Origin of the sequence: Kribbella albertanoniae, from assembly GCF_004348455.1 — a bacterium.
Lineage (GTDB): Bacteria > Actinomycetota > Actinomycetes > Propionibacteriales > Kribbellaceae > Kribbella > Kribbella albertanoniae.
In genome coordinates, this window is sequence record NZ_SMKA01000210.1 from 1 (window position 1) to 17067 (window position 17067).

Annotated in this window: 19 protein-coding genes and 1 tRNA gene; 14 read left to right on the plus strand and 6 right to left on the minus strand. The window is 67.5% G+C overall.

Annotation, left to right across the window (positions count from 1 at the left end):
* The 4 genes from E1261_RS32635 to E1261_RS32650 form a co-directional block, all read right to left on the minus strand.
* Positions 1-630, minus strand: a 630-nt coding sequence (locus E1261_RS32635; RefSeq protein ID WP_132413432.1) for an MBL fold metallo-hydrolase, incomplete at its 3' end; no start/stop codon positions are given.
* A complete protein-coding gene (locus tag E1261_RS32640; protein ID WP_132413434.1) occupies positions 627-1472 on the minus strand; it encodes an NUDIX hydrolase in 846 nt (281 codons plus the stop codon). The genes E1261_RS32635 and E1261_RS32640, both read right to left, overlap by 4 nt.
* A 6-nt stretch (positions 1473-1478) precedes the next feature.
* The gene (locus E1261_RS32645) at positions 1479-1937 is read right to left on the minus strand and encodes a RidA family protein (RefSeq protein WP_132413436.1); all 459 of its coding nucleotides are present in this window, start codon (positions 1935-1937) and stop codon (positions 1479-1481) included.
* Complete coding sequence (locus tag E1261_RS32650) at positions 1934-2095, minus strand: Sp36 family protein (RefSeq protein WP_132413438.1); 162 nt, start codon at positions 2093-2095, stop codon at positions 1934-1936. Before E1261_RS32650 ends, E1261_RS32645 begins: the two co-directional genes overlap by 4 nt.
* 61 nt (positions 2096-2156) lie before the next feature.
* Here E1261_RS32650 and bagA point away from each other — a divergent pair, with 61 nt between their 5' ends.
* The 5 genes from bagA (at position 2157) to E1261_RS32675 (ending at position 9883) form a co-directional block, all read left to right on the plus strand.
* Positions 2157-3107 carry an ATPase BagA gene (gene bagA, locus E1261_RS32655; protein WP_132413440.1) on the plus strand — a complete coding sequence of 317 codons (951 nt, stop codon included), beginning with the start codon at positions 2157-2159 and terminating at the stop codon, positions 3105-3107.
* The gene (gene bagB / locus E1261_RS32660; protein ID WP_132413442.1) at positions 3104-4219 is read left to right on the plus strand and encodes an ArsA family ATPase; all 1116 of its coding nucleotides are present in this window, start codon (positions 3104-3106) and stop codon (positions 4217-4219) included. Before bagA ends, bagB begins: the two co-directional genes overlap by 4 nt.
* 118 nt (positions 4220-4337) lie before the next feature.
* Complete coding sequence (gene lon / locus E1261_RS32665; protein WP_132413444.1) at positions 4338-6689, plus strand: endopeptidase La; 2352 nt, start codon at positions 4338-4340, stop codon at positions 6687-6689.
* Between the two features lie 133 nt (positions 6690-6822).
* A complete protein-coding gene (locus tag E1261_RS32670) occupies positions 6823-9225 on the plus strand; it encodes a penicillin-binding protein (RefSeq protein ID WP_132413446.1) in 2403 nt (800 codons plus the stop codon).
* Between the two features lie 157 nt (positions 9226-9382).
* Positions 9383-9883, plus strand: coding sequence for a peptidoglycan-binding domain-containing protein (locus E1261_RS32675; RefSeq protein WP_132413448.1), 501 nt, complete (start codon positions 9383-9385; stop codon positions 9881-9883).
* A 74-nt stretch (positions 9884-9957) separates the two neighbouring features.
* Here E1261_RS32675 and E1261_RS32680 read toward each other — a convergent pair whose 3' ends face one another.
* A complete protein-coding gene (locus E1261_RS32680) occupies positions 9958-10425 on the minus strand; it encodes a GatB/YqeY domain-containing protein (RefSeq protein ID WP_132413450.1) in 468 nt (155 codons plus the stop codon).
* Positions 10426-10457: 32 nt separating this feature from the next.
* On the opposite strand from E1261_RS32680, the gene E1261_RS32685 reads away from it, so the two are divergent.
* The 9 genes from E1261_RS32685 (at position 10458) to E1261_RS32725 (ending at position 15990) form a co-directional block, all read left to right on the plus strand.
* Entirely contained in the window at positions 10458-11411 is a 954-nt protein-coding gene (locus E1261_RS32685) for a metallophosphoesterase (protein ID WP_420814068.1), read from the plus strand.
* Positions 11412-11419: 8 nt separating this feature from the next.
* A tRNA-Pro gene (locus E1261_RS32690) sits at positions 11420-11496 on the plus strand.
* A 62-nt stretch (positions 11497-11558) separates the two neighbouring features.
* Positions 11559-11909, plus strand: coding sequence for a hypothetical protein (locus E1261_RS32695; protein WP_132413453.1), 351 nt, complete (start codon positions 11559-11561; stop codon positions 11907-11909).
* Positions 11896-12525, plus strand: coding sequence for a lipoyl(octanoyl) transferase LipB (lipB, locus tag E1261_RS32700; protein ID WP_238176566.1), 630 nt, complete (start codon positions 11896-11898; stop codon positions 12523-12525). The genes E1261_RS32695 and lipB overlap by 14 nt, the downstream gene beginning before the upstream one ends.
* 18 nt (positions 12526-12543) lie before the next feature.
* A complete protein-coding gene (locus tag E1261_RS32705; protein ID WP_202875226.1) occupies positions 12544-12942 on the plus strand; it encodes a hypothetical protein in 399 nt (132 codons plus the stop codon).
* A complete protein-coding gene (locus E1261_RS32710; protein ID WP_132413455.1) occupies positions 12935-13636 on the plus strand; it encodes a carbohydrate-binding family 9-like protein in 702 nt (233 codons plus the stop codon). The genes E1261_RS32705 and E1261_RS32710 overlap by 8 nt, the downstream gene beginning before the upstream one ends.
* 47 nt (positions 13637-13683) lie before the next feature.
* The gene (locus tag E1261_RS32715) at positions 13684-14586 is read left to right on the plus strand and encodes a tetratricopeptide repeat protein (protein ID WP_132413457.1); all 903 of its coding nucleotides are present in this window, start codon (positions 13684-13686) and stop codon (positions 14584-14586) included.
* A 10-nt stretch (positions 14587-14596) separates the two neighbouring features.
* On the plus strand, positions 14597-15358 hold the full coding sequence (locus E1261_RS32720) for a CoA transferase subunit A (protein WP_132413459.1): 762 nt from the start codon (positions 14597-14599) through the stop codon (positions 15356-15358).
* Positions 15359-15360: 2 nt separating this feature from the next.
* Positions 15361-15990, plus strand: a complete 630-nt coding sequence (locus E1261_RS32725) for a CoA transferase subunit B (protein WP_132413461.1) — start codon at positions 15361-15363, stop codon at positions 15988-15990.
* Between the two features lie 188 nt (positions 15991-16178).
* On the opposite strand, the gene E1261_RS32730 is transcribed toward E1261_RS32725, so the two are convergent.
* Positions 16179-17067, minus strand: an 889-nt coding sequence (locus E1261_RS32730; protein WP_132413463.1) for an alpha/beta hydrolase family protein, incomplete at its 5' end; no start/stop codon positions are given.

The following is a 17067-nucleotide window of genomic DNA, read 5'->3' on the forward strand; positions in this document are numbered from 1 at the left end:
GTCTTTGCGGTGGGTTAGGTAGTGCGTGAGGACTTTGCCGGGGTTGGTGATGACTGGGCCGTGGCCGGGGAGGAGGCGGGCTAGGCCGGCGGCGGAGTTGGTGAAGGCCAGGAGTTTTTCGAGGGAGTCGAGGTAGGGGGCTAGGGCGCCGTCGGGGTGGGCTACTACGGAGGTGCCGCGGCCGAGGACGGTGTCGCCGGTGAGGAGGGAGCCGTCCTGGGGGAGCCAGAAGCAGACGGAGTCGAGGGTGTGGCCGGGGGTGGGGAGGACCTCGATGCGGAGGTCTTCGGCGGTGATGACGTCGCCTTCGGCCAGGCCGTGGGCGTGGTCGGTGGGAAGGCGGAAGGCGGGGTCGACGGCGCGGACGCCGCAGCCGGCCTGGTTGGCGAACCAGGCGGCGCCTTCGGTGTGGTCGGGGTGTTTGTGGGTGAGCAGTACGACGGCGACGTCACCGGCTGCATCCAGTACGGCGCGGAGGTGGTCCTCGAGCTGTGGTCCGGGGTCGACGACGACGGACTGGGTGGCACCGGGGGCCCGGAGGATCCAGGTGTTGGTGCCCTCGAGCGTCATCGGGCCGGGGTTCGCGGCCAGGATGCGGGTCGCGTAGTCGGTGACTCGTTCGGCGGTCACGTGGCCTCCCGGCTCGTGTTCTCCAGATACGCGAGGTCGTTCTCGATACGCAGGGTCGGCAGGATCACGGGGATCTCGCGGTCGCCGGCTGCGGACAGGGCGGAGGCGACATCGCCGTACGGCGTGAGGTCGGCGCAGCTCTGATAGGTCGGGGCGAGCATGAGAATGTCGCCCGATTCGACCGCGGCGACTGCGGCGGCCGGGCGGAGCCAGGCGACCTGGTCGGACTCGCTGGTCACGTCGCGGGTGATCTGGCCGGCCGGGAGGGCTGCGACGAAGAAGGCGGTGTCGTAGCGCTTCGGCTCGAACTCGGGGGTGATCCAGTGCGCCCACGCGCCCAGCAGGTCGGCGCGCAGGACGAGGCCGCGGCGGTGCAGGAAGTCCGCGAAGCCAAGCGAGCGGGTCTCCAGGGCGACGCGGTCGGCCTCCCAGTCGTCCCCACTGGTGTCTGCGACCACAGATGAGGAAGACGGGCCCGCGAGCAGTACGCCGGACTCCTCGAACGTCTCCCGTACGGCGGCAGCGACGTACGCGGACGCCATCTCGGATGAGCAGCCGAGCCGCGAGGCGAACCACGCGGGCGGCGGACCGGACCACGAGTCGGCGACGGTCGCGTCGGTCGGGTCGACCCGGCCGCCCGGGAAGACCGTCATACCGGCTGCGAACGCCATCGACAGTTGCCGGCGGAGCAGGTAGACCTCCGGCCCGGCGGGGGTGTCGCGGAGCAGGATGACGGTCGAGGCGGGGCGCGGTTCGGACGGGGTTCGCGCTTCCCGGACGTGGGTCAGAGCCGCCTCGGCCATCCGGCCGGTCAGCGGCTCTGACCTCAGATCACGAACCACCCGAGGTCAGACCTCGACGATGAGTTCTACCTCGACGGGGGCGTCGAGGGGGAGAACCGGTACGCCGACGGCGCTGCGGGCGTGCTGACCGATCTCACCGAAGACGGCGCCGAACAGCTCCGAGGCGCCGTTGGCGACCTGGGGCTGACCGGTGAACTCCGGGGTGGAGGCGATGAACGCGACGGCCTTGACGATCCGCTTGATGTTCGCCAGGTCGCCGATCTCGGCCTTGATCGCGGCCAGGGCGTTCAGCGCGCACTGCTGCGCGCACTCGCTCGCGACCTCGGGGGTGACGGCGTCGCCGACCTTGCCGGTGGCGATCAGGGTGCCGTCCCGCAGCGGCAGCTGACCGGACGTGTAGACCAGGTTGCCGGTCCGGACGGCCGGGACATAGGCGGCGACCGGCTTGGCCACCTCCGGCAGCTTCAGGCCGAGCTCGGCCAGCTTCTCCTCGGGGTGGCTCACTTGGACTCGATCTCCCGCTTGAAATAGGCGACCAGGTTCTCCGGGTTCATCCCCGGGACGACCTGGACCAGCTCCCAGCCGTCCTGGCCGAAGTTGTCCAGGATCTCCTTGGTCGAGTGGACCAGCAGCGGCGCGGTGAAGTACTCGAACTTCTTCATAGGGGCGACTCTAACGGCAGCGGGAGCGGTGTGCCGTGGGCCACGTCCTACTCTGGTCCTTATGGCGCGACTCCATGTGGTCACCGGCAAAGGGGGCACCGGGAAGACGACCGTTGCCGCCGCCATGGCGCTCGCGCTGGCCGGGCAGGGTCAGCGGGTGCTGCTGGTCGAGGTCGAGGGCCGTCAGGGCATCGCCCAGCTCTTCGACGTACCGCCTCTCCCGTACGTCGAACGCAAGATCGCGACCGGGGTCGGGGGCGGCGAGGTGTTCGCGCTGGCGGTGGATGCCGAGGCCGCGCTGCTGGAGTACCTCGACATGTACTACCACCTGGGTCGCGCCGGGAAGGCGCTCGACAAGGTGGGGGCGATCGACTTCGTCACCACGATCGCGCCCGGACTGCGCGACGTACTGCTGACCGGCAAGGTCTACGAGGCGACGCGACGCAAGGCGCACGGGAAGCTCGCGTACGACGCGGTCGTGCTGGATGCACCGCCGACCGGGCGGATCGGGTCGTTCCTGAACGTGAACCACGAGGTCGCCAACTTGGCCAAGGTCGGTCCGATCCGGAACCAGGCGGACGCGATCATGGGGATGCTGCGGTCGGATGTGACCCGGATCCACCTGGTCACGCTGCTGGAGGAGATGCCGGTCCAGGAGACGCTGGACGCGGTCGAGCAGCTGGAGGCGTTGGATCTGCGGATCGGCTCGATCGTGGTGAACATGGTGCGGCACAGCCCGCTCGACGAGGACGCGATTGCCCTTGCAGTGAAGGAGAAACTGCCGATCGCCGAGCTGACCAAGGGATTGCGGGCGGCCGGTGTTGCCGTACGCAAGGAACTGGTCGCGACGCTGGCTGCGGAGGCCCACGATCATGCGGTGCGGGTCGGGCTGGAACGCGAGAACCGCGACCGGATAGATGCCCTGGGCAAGCAGGTGACCGAGCTGATGCTGCAGCCCGAGGGCATCGACCACGGAGCTTTGATCGACATCGCCGAGGAGTTCCGCCCGTGACGGCTTTGGATCTGGACGCGCTGATCGACGATCCGGCGACGCGGATTGTTGTCACCTGTGGATCGGGCGGGGTCGGGAAGACGACGACTGCGGCGGCGCTGGGATTGCGGGCAGCGGAGCGGGGGCGGAAGGTCGTCGTACTGACGATTGATCCGGCTCGGCGGTTGGCGCAGTCGCTCGGGCTGACGGAGTTGGACAACACGCCTCGGGCGGTCGCCGGTGTGGATGGTGACGGGCGGCTGGACGCGATGATGCTGGATATGAAGCGGACCTTCGACGAGGTCGTGCTCGCGCATGCGACGCCGGAGAAGGCCGAGCAGATCCTGGCGAACCCGTTCTACCTGGCGCTGTCGTCGTCGTTCGCGGGGACGCAGGAGTACATGGCGATGGAGAAGCTCGGCCAGTTGCACAAGCAGGCCGAAGCGTCCGGTGACTGGGACCTGATCGTCGTGGACACCCCGCCGTCGCGGTCCGCGCTGGACTTCCTGGATGCGCCGGAGCGGCTCGCGTCGCTGCTCGAGGGCCGCTTCCTGCGGCTGTTGCTGGCTCCGGCCAAGGGACCGTTCCGGCTGATGTCGACGGCAGTGAACATGGCGATGTCGGTGATGAACAAGGTCCTTGGCGCGCAGGTGCTGACCGATGTGCAGACGTTCGTGGCCGCCTTCGACACACTCTTCGGCGGGTTCCGGGCGCGGGCGGACAAGACGGTCGCGCTGCTCCGGGAGCCTCACACTGCGTTCCTCGTGGTCGCGGCTCCGCAGAACGACGCGCTGCGGGAGGCGTCGTACTTCACCGAGCGGTTGCGCCAAGAGAACATGCCGCTGGCCGGCGTCGTACTGAACCGGGTGACGAACTCGGAGGCGACGGATCTCTCGGCGGAGCGGTCGCTTGCAGCGGCGGAGAAGCTGGAGGAGGCGGGTAAGTCACCGCTGACCGCCGCGCTGCTCCGGCTGCACGCGGACAAGATGCAGCAGGTGGTCGCCGACCACAAGCGCGCCGACCGGTTCAAGAGAGGTCACCGCTCGATCCCGACGATCGAGGTGCCCGCGCTGGCCGACGACGTCCACGATCTGGCCGGCCTCCGGCAGATCGGCGATCTACTCACTGCCTAGGTCGGGGCGGAGGCCCCCTCCATTTCACCCTCAGCGAACGCCGGGGACCTCGGGAATGACCTGGTGGGGGCATTGGTTGAGCCTGTCAGACTCAATCTTTGGATAAGGGTGTGACAGCGTGACCGATACGTTGAATCTTCCGGTTCTGCCGCTGGACGACGTCGTCGTTCTGCCGGGAATGGTCGTGCCGGTCCGCCTCGCCGACAGCGAGGCGCGAGCGGCCATCGACGCCGCACAGGCCTCGGGTGCCGACCAGGTGCTGCTGGTACCGCGGCTGGACGGGAAATATGCCAAGGCCGGGGTGCTCGGCGAGATCGAGCAGATCGGCCGGCTGCCGGGCGGAGCCCAGGCAGCAGTGATCCGCGGTACGGCGCGGGTCCTGATCGGCGCCGGGACCACAGGTCCGGGTGCTGCCCTCTGGGTCGGAGCGACCCAGCTACACGAGATCACTGACGCGCGGTCGGCCGAGCTGGCCCGCGACTACAAGTCCCTCACCACGTCTGTGCTGGAGCGCCGTGGCGCCTGGCAGGTCATCGACTCGGTGAAGCAGGTGACCGACCCCGCGGAGCTGTCCGACCTGGCCGGCTACGCGTCGTACCTGAGCAACGAGCAGAAGTCCGAGCTGCTGGAGAACGCCAACGTCTCCGAGCGGCTGGAGAAGCTGATCGCCTGGGTCAAGGACCACCTGGCCGAGCTCGAGGTCTCCGAGACGATCCAGAAGGACGTCCAGGAGGGCATGGAGAAGCAGCAGCGGGAGTTCCTGCTGCGCCAGCAGATGGCCGCCATCCGCAAGGAGCTGGCCGAGCTGGACGGCAAGGCCGAGTCCGAGGAAGAGGACTACCGGGCCCGCGTCGAGGCGGCTGACCTGCCGGAGCACGTGGCCAAGGCCGCGCTGGCGGAGGTCGACAAGCTCGAGCGGACGTCGGACCAGTCCCCGGAGGTCGGCTGGATCCGCACCTGGCTCGACACCGTGCTCGAGGTGCCGTGGAACGAGCGGACCGAGGACGGCTACGACCTGCGCGAGGCACGCGCCGTACTGGATGCGGACCACGCTGGTCTGGACGATGTGAAGGAGCGCATCACCGAGTACCTGGCTGTACGGCGTCGCCGTGCGGACCGTGGACTGGGTGTCGTCGGCGGTCGCCGGAGTGGCGCCGTACTGGCGCTGGTCGGGCCTCCTGGTGTGGGTAAGACCTCGCTGGGTGAGTCCGTGGCGCGAGCGATGGGCCGCAAGTTCGTCCGGGTGGCACTGGGTGGCGTCCGGGACGAGGCCGAGATCCGCGGGCACCGGCGTACCTACGTCGGCGCACTGCCGGGCCGGATCGTCCGGGCCATCACCGAGGCCGGTTCGATGAACCCCGTGGTCCTGCTGGACGAGATCGACAAGGTGGGTGCGGACTACCGGGGCGACCCGACCGCCGCCCTGCTGGAGGTCCTCGACCCGGCGCAGAACTACACCTTCCGGGACCACTACCTGGAGGTCGAGCTGGACCTGTCCGACGTGGTCTTCCTGGCCACGGCGAACGTGCTGGACTCGATCCCCGGTCCGCTGCTGGACCGGATGGAGCTGGTGCAGCTCGACGGGTACACCGAGGAGGAGAAGGTCACCATCGCCCGTGACCACCTGCTTCCGCGTCAGCTGGAGCGGGCGGGCCTGACGGCGGACGAGGTGTCCTTGGAGGAGTCGGCGCTGCGGTTGCTGGCCGGCGAGTACACGCGAGAGGCCGGCGTACGGCAGCTCGAGCGGTCCATTGCTCGAGTGCTGCGGAAGGTGACGTCAAAGATCGCCCTTGGCGAGTCGGAAGGTGCACTGACGATCGGCTCTACCGATCTGAAGGGGTACCTGGGCTCACCGCGGTTCACACCGGAGTCTGCGGAGCGTACGTCGCTTCCCGGCGTCGCGACTGGGCTAGCGGTGACCGGTGCGGGCGGTGACGTGCTCTTCATCGAGGCGTCGCTGGCCGACAAGGAGACCGGGCCGACCGGAGTCACGCTGACCGGGCAGTTGGGTGACGTGATGAAGGAGTCGGCGCAGATCGCCCTGTCGTACCTGCGCTCACACGGTGCGGAGCTGGGGCTCCCGGTCGGCGACTTGGCCGAGCGGAACACCCACATCCACGTGCCTGCGGGCGCCGTACCGAAGGACGGTCCTTCGGCTGGTGTGACGATGACGACCGCGCTGGCGTCGCTGTTGTCCGGACGGCCGGTCCGTTCGGAGGTCGCGATGACCGGTGAGGTGTCGCTGACCGGGCGGGTCCTCCCGATCGGTGGGGTGAAGCAGAAGCTGCTCGCCGCGCACCGGGCCGGGTTGACCACGATCCTGATCCCGAAGCGCAACGAGCCCGACCTGGACGACGTACCGGAGTCGGTGCTGGCGGAGCTCACCGTGCACCCGGTGAGCGACGTACGGGAAGTGCTCGATCTGGCGCTGGAACCGGCGCAGGTGAAGGAACGCCAGTACGCCGCCTGAGGCGGCTGCAGCGATGAGGGCCCGAGCTTTTGCTCGGGCCCTCGTTCTTTAGGATGAACTTTGTCCAGAGACAGTGACGCAAATCACAGCGTGAGCGGTAACCCACATGGCGGGTCCCGTAGTCTTAATAACCATGCGCGTCAGGGAGAAGGGCGACCGTGGGGTCGTCCAGTCGGTGGTTCTGTTCCTCGGAGTGAGTGTGCTGTCAGGCGCGCTGGCAGCAGGTCTGGCCATGCCGTTGGCGGGGCTGGCCGGGTTCACGACGGAGAAGACGTCGGAGACCCTGCAGGACCTGCCGCAGCAGTTCGACGAGGTGCCGCTCAAGCAGAAGAGCACCATCCGGGCAGCCGACGGGTCGGTGATCGCGACCCTCGCGGACAAGAACCGGGTCCCGGTCAAACTCAGCCAGATCGCGCCGATCATGCAGAAGGCGATCGTCGCGATCGAGGACGACCGCTACTTCGAGCACGGCGCCCTCGACCTCAAGGGCACCCTGCGCGCCCTCGTGGTGAACCAGACCGAAGGTTCGGTCCAGCAGGGTGGTTCGAGTATCACCCAGCAGTTCATCAAGATGAGCCTGATCGAGAAGGCGAACACCCCGGCCGAGGTCGAGGCCGCCACTGCCGCGACGCCGGAGCGCAAGATCGCCGAGCTCCGGTACGCGATCGCCGCCGAGAAGGAGTTCTCGAAGAACGAGATCCTCGAGAAGTACCTGAACCTGGCGAACTTCGGCGACGGCGCCTGGGGCATCCAGTCGGCCGCGCAGCACTACTTCCGCGTCGACGCCAAGGACCTGAACCTGGCCCAGGCCGCGATGCTGGCCGGCATGGTGAAGAGCCCCACCGCCTACGACCCGACCAACAACATGAAGCGCTCCAAGGACCGCCGCGACGTGGTGATCCGCCGGATGCTCGAGCTCAAGGTCATCTCGGTCAACCAGGCCAACCTGGCGCTGAAGACCCCGGTCATCGATGCGACCAAGGTCCGCAAGAACCAGCTCGGCTGCGCCAACTCGCCGTACCCCTTCTACTGCGAGTACGTCGTCGCCCAGCTGAAGGAGAACCCGGCACTCGGCAAGACGTCGAAGGACCGCGCGAACTACCTCAAGACCGGCGGACTCACCATCCGCACCTCGCTCGACCCGAAGGTGCAGGCTGCGGCCCAGAAGTCGATCGACGAGCACACGAAGCCGACCGACTCGGCGATCGCCGCGATCACCATCGTCCAACCTGGGACCGGTCTGGTGAAGGCCATGGTCCAGAGCAAGCCGTACGGCGGGAAGAAGAACCAGACCGCCTACAACTACAACGTCGAGAAGTCGTATGCCGGTGGCTTCGGCGGGTTCCAGAACGGCTCGACGATGAAGGCGTTCACGGTCGCCGCCGCGATCCAGAAGGGCTTCCCGATCAACTACCAGATCAACTCGCCCAACGAGATCGATCTGAGCGGCAAGAAGTTCAGCACCTGCGACGGCACCACCTCCGCGCCCGACTACACGCCGAGCAACTCGACCAAGAACGTCGCGTCGCCGACGATGATCCAGGCGGCGCAGAAGTCCACCAACACCTACTTCCTGCTGCTGTCGCAGAAGGTCGGGCTGTGCCCGATCGCGAAGCTGTCCGCGAGCCTCGGCATGAACAACGCGCAGACCGGTGAGCCACTGACACAGGTTCCGTCGATGACGCTCGGCGTGGACCTGGTGACGCCGCTCCAGATGTCCGCCGCGTACGCCGGTTTCGCGGCCCGCGGCAAGTACTGCAACCCGTGGATCGTGACCTCGGTCCGGGACCCCAACGGCAAGCCGATCCCGACCGGCGGCGCCAGCTGCAAGCAGGTCATGACCCCTGAGGTCGCCGACGGCGTCAACGAGGTGCTGCACCAGGTGATGGAGCCGGGTGGTACCGGTAACCGGTTGAAGTTCGGCAACAGCGACCTGGCCGGCAAGACCGGAACCACGTCAGAGAACAAGGCCGTCTGGTACGCCGGCTACTCCAGCGCGCTCGCCGCTGCCACGGTCGTCGCCGACGCGTCCCCGCCGGCCAAGAACCTGATCGGCCAGACGCTCGACGGCCGCAAGATGTACGACGCCTCCGGTTCGCAGACTGCGGGTCCGCTCTGGCAGACCGCCATGCAGGGCGCTCTGCAGGGCACCCCCACCACGCGCTTCACCGCCCCGAACGACCAGACCCAACGCGGCAACACCAAGGAGCTTCCGTACGTCAACGGCATGAACCCCGACGACGCCGCGAACAAGCTCCGGCAGGCTGGCTTCGAAGCCCAGATCAACCCCGAGCAGGTCAACTCCGAGGAAGCAGCCGGCACGGTCGCTTACACCGACCCCCGCCGCCGCGACGGCGCTCCGGAAGGCTCCCTCGTCACCATCTTCGTCTCGAACGGCAGCCGCGGTAACAACAACCAAGGCAACAACGAGAACGAGAACAACGAAGAAGGCGACGGCCCGGGCAACAACCAGCTGCCTGGCGGAGGCGGCACCCCGGGCTGCCAACCCTGGCAACCCAAGTTCCCCAACTGCTAGCCATGCGAAGGGCCTCGTCCGGAGTGGACGAGGCCCTTCGGCATTCTCGGTGCGGCCGATGAAACGGCGTCGGTGGAAAGCGAACAGCAATCGAGTGGAAAGCGGCTGCGCCTAGGGTCGCGGTGCTGCTTGTCGTCTCTCACAGAGGACTGTCTCGATGCGTATCTCCAGCACCAAGAATGCTGCACGGAAAATCCTGATGATCAGCGTGGTCTCGGCCGTTGGCGTGGCCGGATCCATCGTGGCCGCGGGTCCTGCCCAGGCGGGCGTCGTCTGCGGCACCTACGGGCGGGTCAAGAACGTCAACAACAACTCGAGCGTCGTGCCGATCTGGAGGTCGGCAACACACAGGAGCCTGGACTGCGATCTCTACAAGGGCACGAGCGGCGACGGCGTCCGACAGCTCCAGCTGACTCTCAACGAGTGCTACGGGCCGAAGCCCTCGAGTGGCGGGATCACGAAGTTCAGGACCGCGCTCGTTGTGGACGGGCAGTTCGGTTCCGCCACCGAGGCGGCGTTGGAGACCGTGCAGTCGTACATCGGTGTGACCGCCGACGGATCGTACGGCCCGGCGACCAGGGCCAAGATGAAGGCCCGCTCCAACAGCGGCCCTGGGAACTGGTGCATGTCCCTGAAGGTTCCGGTCTCCTGGGCGTAATCATCTAGGCACCCATACGCGGCGTGTGTGCCCCCGAACCGGGGCGCACACGCTTTTCGAGGCCCCGGGGGGGGTCAGGCGCCGAGTTGGCGCTTGACCTCGGTGGAGACGGCGCCGCCGTCGGCTTTGCCTTTGACCTTGGGCTGGAGGGCGCCCATGACCTTGCCGATGCCGCGGGGGCCTAGTTCGGCGGCGCCGGTGGCGGCGATGGTTTCGGTGACGAGGGCGGCGATCTCTTCGGCGGTGAGTTGTTCGGGCAGGTACTCGGCCAGGATGTCCGCCTCGGCCTGTTCCTTGTCTGCCAGTTCGGCGCGGCCGGCGTCGCGGTAGGCGATGACGGACTCGCGGCGCTTCTTGGCCTCGGAACCGAGGACGTCGAGGATCTCGGCGTCGGAGAGCTCGCGGGCCTCCTTACCGGCGACCTCGGCCTTGGTGACCGCGGTGAGCGCCATCCGCAGGGTGGACTTGCGGATCTCGTCGCGCGCTTTGAGGGCGGCGGTCATGTCGTCGTGCAGGCGCTGTTTCATTCCGGAGTTGGACATAGCAGAGATTGTGGCAGGCTAGGTAAATGAGTTTGCGCAGGATTGCCGGTACGACGCTGAAGGCGACGGCTGCGGTTGGGGCTGTGGGGGCGGCGTGTGTGGCGTATGCGGCGCTGGTCGAGGTGCGGTGGTTCACGCTGCGCAGGGTGACGGTTCCGGTGCTGGCCGAAGGGGCGGCGCCGCTGAAGGTGCTGCATCTGTCCGACCTGCACCTGATGCCGACGCAGGAGAAGAAGATCGGCTGGGTGAACGATCTGGCCGCGCTCGAGCCGGATCTGATCGTCAACACCGGCGACAACCTCTCGCACGAGGATTCGGTGCTGCCGCTGCTCCGCGCGTTCGGCGCACTGCTCGACATCCCCGGTGTCTTCGTGTTCGGCTCCAACGACTACTGGAAGCCGCACTTCAAGAACCCGGGGAAGTATCTGCTGCCTGCCAACAAGCAGCGCCACAAGCCGCATGGCCCCGATCTCCCGTTCGAGGAGATGCGCCGCGCGTTCACCGACGCCGGCTGGGCCGACCTGAACAACGCGAAGACGAGCCTCAAGGTGAACGGTCTGCGCCTCGACTTCGCCGGCACCGACGACCCGCACATCAAGCGCGATCGGTACGGCGTGATCGCGGGCGAGGTCGACCCGTCGGCCGACCTCTCGATCGGGGTCACGCACGCGCCGTACCAGCGGGTCCTGAACGCGTTCGTCGACGACGGCTATCCCCTGGTGCTCGCCGGTCACACCCACGGCGGCCAGCTCGCGGTGCCGTTCTACGGCGCCCTGGTGACGAACTGCGACCTCGACGCCTCCCGCGTCAAAGGCCTGTCGACCTGGGGCAGCAGCGACCGCCAAGCGGCTCTGCACGTGTCGGCCGGGCTCGGGACCTCGCCGTACGCGCCGGTCCGGTTCGCCTGCCGTCCGGAAGCGACATTGCTCACTCTCGTTCCCCGCGTAAACCCGATTTCGTCCACGAGCCCGGCGCATGTAAGCTAACGGCGATTCGGGCTGTGGCGCAGCTTGGTAGCGCGCTTCGTTCGGGACGAAGAGGTCGCAGGTTCAAATCCTGTCAGCCCGACCACGAGATTAAGGGTCAGTCACTCCGGTGACTGACCCTCAGTCTTTTCAGGGGAGGTTCCGGTCGTGAAAGCAAGGGTCGTCGGGCCGATCGTGCTCGGGCTCTGGGTGGCGTGGATCGCCGTACCGATCCTGCTGAGCTTCCTCGACGACTGGAGTGTCTTCCGGATCGTGATGCTGTTGTTCGCGCCGTGGTCGGCCGTGCCGTCGCATTGGCGCCAACGGGTGCCGCTCGGCCGAGCGCTGCAGATCTTCGGGATCCTCCTGCTGCTGCTTCTTCCGCTCGGCGGCATCCTCGGGCAGGTGCCGATCGTGGCTTACGTGAAGCTCGTCGCGCCCGTGGCCGCACTTCCCCTGGTCTGGCTCTCGAACCGGCGGTGGACGGCCGACCTAGGCTTACAACGTGCAGCGAGTTGATCTGGGTGAGATCGAGTACGACGTCGCGGGCAAGCAGATGCAGGCCTGGGTCGAGGAACGGCAAGCAGGACTCGCCGAGGACCGGCTCTTCCTGCTGAGCCATCCCCCGGTGATCACCTACGGATCCCGTACGGCGGCCACCGATCTGCCGGCCGAGACCGCGGGGATCCCGGCCGTGGCGGTCGACCGCGGCGGGTTCGCGACGTACCACGGACCCGGCCAACTGGTTGGTTACCTGGTGATCGACATCAAGCGGCGCGGTGTGCTGGATGTCGTGCGCTGGGTGGAGGACGGGCTGATCGAGGCGCTCGGGTCGCTCGGCTTTCCGCTGGTACGGCGGGAGACGCCGAAGGGGGCGAGCAGCCTCGTCGGCGTGTGGACGGCAGACGGGCGGAAGTTGTGCTCGATCGGGATGCGGATCCGCAAGGGCGTGACCAGCCACGGATTCTCGGTGAACGTCGCCCCGGACATGTCGGTGTTTCACACGTTCACGACGTGTGGCCTGCACGACGTCACGATGGTCTCGCTGGCCGAGCTGGCGGCCGAGCGCGGGCAGCCGGTTCCGGACGACGCCGCCGTACGGGATGCCATTGCGGTCTCCCTTGGGGCGGCCTGATCCCGATACTGTGCGGCCATGGAGGACGACGAAAAGCCACCGTTGCCGCCGTTCCTGATCCTGGCGGTCGTCGGGCTGCTCTGCGGCTTCGCGACGATCGGTCTGGTGTGGGCGAGCGAGCGGGGCTGTGAGCGCTTCCGCGACACCTCGAACTGCGGTCCGCTCGGGCTGCCCCTGCTGCTGGTGATCGTCGTGGTGACGATGGTGCTCGGTGGGCTGGCGTTGAGCCGGCTCGCGATGCCGCATCCGCGGCTGGTCGCGTTCCTCGGGGTCGCGTTCATGCTGGCCGTCGTCCTGGCCTTCCTGACCGGCAGCCTGTCCTCGCCGTGGACCCTCGCCGTCATCCCTGTTCTGACCGCTGTCACGTTCCTGCTCGCCAACCTGGTCGCCCACCTCCTGGAGCGCGCTGATGCCTGATCTGCCCGTCTACGACTGCCCGCGAACCTCGACCGCCCCGAACCTCGACGGCACGCTGACCGATCCCGCCTGGGAGATCGCGCCGTGGACGACCGACTTCGTCCAGATCCTCGGCGAGGGACCGGGCCCGCGGTTCCGGACCCAGGCGAAGCTGATGTACGACGACGACTACCTGTACGTCGGCGGCAAGCTCGAGGAGCCGCATCTCTGGGCGACGATGACCGAGCACAACAGCCGGCTGTACTTCGAGAACAACTTCGAGATCTTCCTCGACCCCGACGGTGACGGCGCGAACTACTACGAGTTCGAGATCAACCCGCTCGGCACGATCTGGGAGCTCACCCTCACCAAGCCGTACGACGAGGGTGGCGAGGCGATCGATCCGACGAACCTGCCCGGTCTGCGCACCGCGATCCACCTCGACGGCACGGTGAACGACCCCTCCGACACTGATATCGGCTGGACGGTGGAGCTCGCCGTACCGTGGGCCGACCTCGCCGTACACACCAAGACCAAGCCGACGGCGCCTGACAAGGGTGACGAGTGGCGGATGAACCTGATGCGCTGCCAGTGGCCGCATGCTATCGCCGGCAACAGCTACGTGAAGGGCGCCGAGAGCGAGTTCTGGGTCTGGTCGCCGCAGTACGTCGCGAACATGCACTACCCACCGCGCTGGGGCGTGCTGCGCTTCTGACACACCCGCCTGTGCATCGCTTGGGCGCAGCGGTAACAATGAGCTACGTGGAGTTCGGGGGCGGAGTCGTCAGCGCGGTCGAACGCGCCTGCGACACAGACCTTCGTACGGCGCTGCGCCTGGTGGCCCGTTACTCGCGGTACTGGTGGTCGCGCGGTCTGGAGGACGAGGCGGCCGCAGCGGCCGAGCGGGTCCTCAGCATGCTCGGCCGGACGGTTCCGGTCGGGCTGGACGAGGAGTACCTGCTCGCAGTCATCCACGGCGCCGCGTCGGCGGAGCAGGAGCAGATCGAGCTGGCCCAGCAGATCGTGGACGCCACGGTGGGACCGTTCCGGTACTCCGCGACCGTGCTGCTGTGGTGTCTCGTCTTCGGCCCGTTCGAACCGACCGAGGTCGTCGAGGACGTGCTGAAGCGCAACGAGAGCGGTGAGGCGTGGACGCGAGCAGCCGTCGAGCTGTGCCGCGGCTACCCGGGTCTGACCCGCGCTACCGAGGAGGAGGCCGCACAAGCCCTCCGTACGGCGCTGGGCCGGTTCCGGATGCTGGAGGACGACTGGGGCACGTTCCTGGCGCTCAGTGCGCTCCAGCAGTCGGTAGGTGCTCCGCTGGAGCTGACCACCGAGGCACTCGAGCTGGCGGAACGACTCGGGCTCGACGAACAGGTCGGCGTACTGCTGTGCCGTCGTGGTGACCTGTACCGGGTGCAGGGGAAGCTGGACGCCGCCCGCCACGACTACAGCATGGCGCTGGTGCTCGGTGAGCGTGCTGAGCTGCCGGAGACCGTTGCGGCCGCGCACATCGGCCTGGCCCGGGCCGCCCGGTGTTGCGGGCATGCGCAAACCGCGCAGGCGCACCTGAGCGCCGTACTGGAACTGCCTGACCTGGAAGACGCTCACTATGAGGCGCGTCACGAGCTTGCGGCACTAGAGCAGGTGTCAAGGACCGCTTAGAGTCGTCGGCATGGACAAGACCTACGAGTCGCCGCAGGCCGCGGTCGCCGACATCGAGGACGGCGCGAGCCTCGCGGTCGGCGGTTTCGGGTTGTGTGGCAATCCCATGCACCTGATCAGCGCCCTGCATGACAAGGGGGTGAGCGGGCTCAGCGTGGTGTCGAACAACTGCGGTGTCGACGACTGGGGCCTGGGCATCCTGCTCGCGGACAAGCGGATCGCGAAGATGACCTCGTCGTACGTCGGGGAGAACAAGGAGTTCGCCCGGCAGTTCCTGTCCGGTGAGCTGGAGGTCGAGCTGACCCCGCAGGGCACGCTGGCCGAGAAGCTCCGGGCCGGCGGCTGCGGGATCGCGGCGTTCTTCACGCTGGCCGGGGTCGGCACCCAGGTGGCCGAGGGTGGGCTGCCGCAGAAGTACAACACCGACGGCACGGTCGCGAAGGCCTCGGCGCCGAAGGAGACCCGCGAGATCAACGGTACGACGTACGTGCTGGAGGACTCGATCACGACGGACTTCGGGCTGGTGCACGCGCTTCGCGGTGACACCCATGGGAATCTGGTCTTCGACCGGAGTGCGCGGAACTTCAACCCGCTGGCCGCGATGGCCGGGCGGGTGACGATCGCAACCGTGGAAGAACTGGTCCAGCCTGGTGAGCTGGACCCGGACTCGATCCACCTGCCGGGCGTCTACGTCCAGCGAGTAGTTGCTGTCGGCAAGGACATTGAGAAGCGGATCGAGAAGCGAACCGTGCAACCCCGTAAGGAGGCGTGACCATGCCGTTGACGCGTGAGCAGATGGCGGCGCGGGCCGCGTCCGAGCTCGAGGACGGTTCGTACGTGAACCTGGGGATCGGCCTGCCGACCCTGGTCCCGAACTACATCCCGGACGGCGTCACCGTCGTACTGCAGTCGGAGAACGGGATTCTCGGCGTCGGGCCGTATCCGGAGGACGGGGACGAGGACCCGGATCTGATCAACGCCGGCAAGGAGACCGTGACGACGTTGCCGGGGGCAAGCTTCTTCGACTCGTCACTGTCGTTCGGGATGATCCGCGGCGGTGCGATCGACGCGGCGATCCTGGGCGCGATGCAGGTCTCGGCCACCGGCGACCTGTCGAACTGGATGATCCCCGGCAAGATGGTCAAGGGGATGGGCGGCGCGATGGACCTGGTGCACGGTGCCAAGAAGGTGATCGTGCTGATGGAGCACGTCGCGAAGGACGGTTCGCACAAGATCCTGACCGAGTGCGACCTGCCCTACACCGGCCGCGGAGTGGTCGACCGGATCATCACGGACCTCGCCGTACTGGATGTCACCGACGACGGGCTTCGGCTGGTCGAGCTCGCTGACGGCGTGACTTTCGAGGAACTGCAGTCGAAGACCGGGGCTCCGATAAGTCATTAGATCTGGGGACGCGACGGAGGAGTCGACACGGCGAACCTTGAACTCGTCAACGAGTTCAAGGAGGCCGGATCGTGAAGTACCTGGATCGTGCACTACGTCTGGAGCTACGGCGCTCTGTGCTGTCGACGGATGGGCCTTATGCCGAGGCGAAGGAGCACTGCCTCAGCATTCCGTCAGCGCACGCTGCGTCAGTTGATATAGGTGGTTTCGGGGAGGGCGTGCTTCCACACCCCGTACTGCGGGCGCTGCCGCAGGTGCTGGTCGAAGAACGCCGGGATGTAGGTGCGGACTGCGCGTAGCACCGCATCGGGGGCGGCCGAGCCGATCGTGTTGGCGATCAGCTCGGGCGGGACGGGGATGAAGCGCTGGAGCCATGGGATCAGCACCTGGTAGTCGACGAAGCTGTAATGCCTCCCGTTGGGAAGGTTGAGGTCGCGCTTCCAGCCGGTCGAGTTCGCCCAGAACAGGCGCCAGGACGGTTCGGTGTGGTGGGTCAGCGGACCGCCGTTCGGGCCGGTGCCACCGGTGCCGAACAGCAGGAACGGGCGGTCGGTGCCGTGTTTGACGGTCGGTGCTGATGCGGGGTCGGGGTAGCCGTAGCCGAGCTCACCGTCGAGGTCGATGCCGGCACGCACCCGCCGGTCGACGCCCATCACATCCGCGGCCGTGATCCCGCCGGCCGAGTGTCCGAAGGCGCCGATGCGGCGGAGGTCGAGGATCTGGCCGAGCCCTTCGGGAAGCCGTCGCTGCTCGGCGTCCGGGTTGCTTCCGTTTCTGAGCTTGGTGAGGTGGTCGAGCACGAACCGTACGTCGGCAACCCGGGTCGCGCGGGCGGTGCGGGCGTACCCGGTGGCCGGCAGGGTCTGCAGTTCGACCCGACCGCCGGGGAACTCCACCGCAGCCGTTTCGAAGGTGTGGTCGACCGTGACGACGACGTACCCACGACTGGCCAGCTCGGCGACGATCACCGAGGCCAGGCCCCTGGGTACGCCGAAGCCCGGTGAGAACACGACTACGGGGTAGCGACCCCGCCGTACCGGAGCCATCAGTCCGGCGTGACTGCGAGCCCCCACCCAG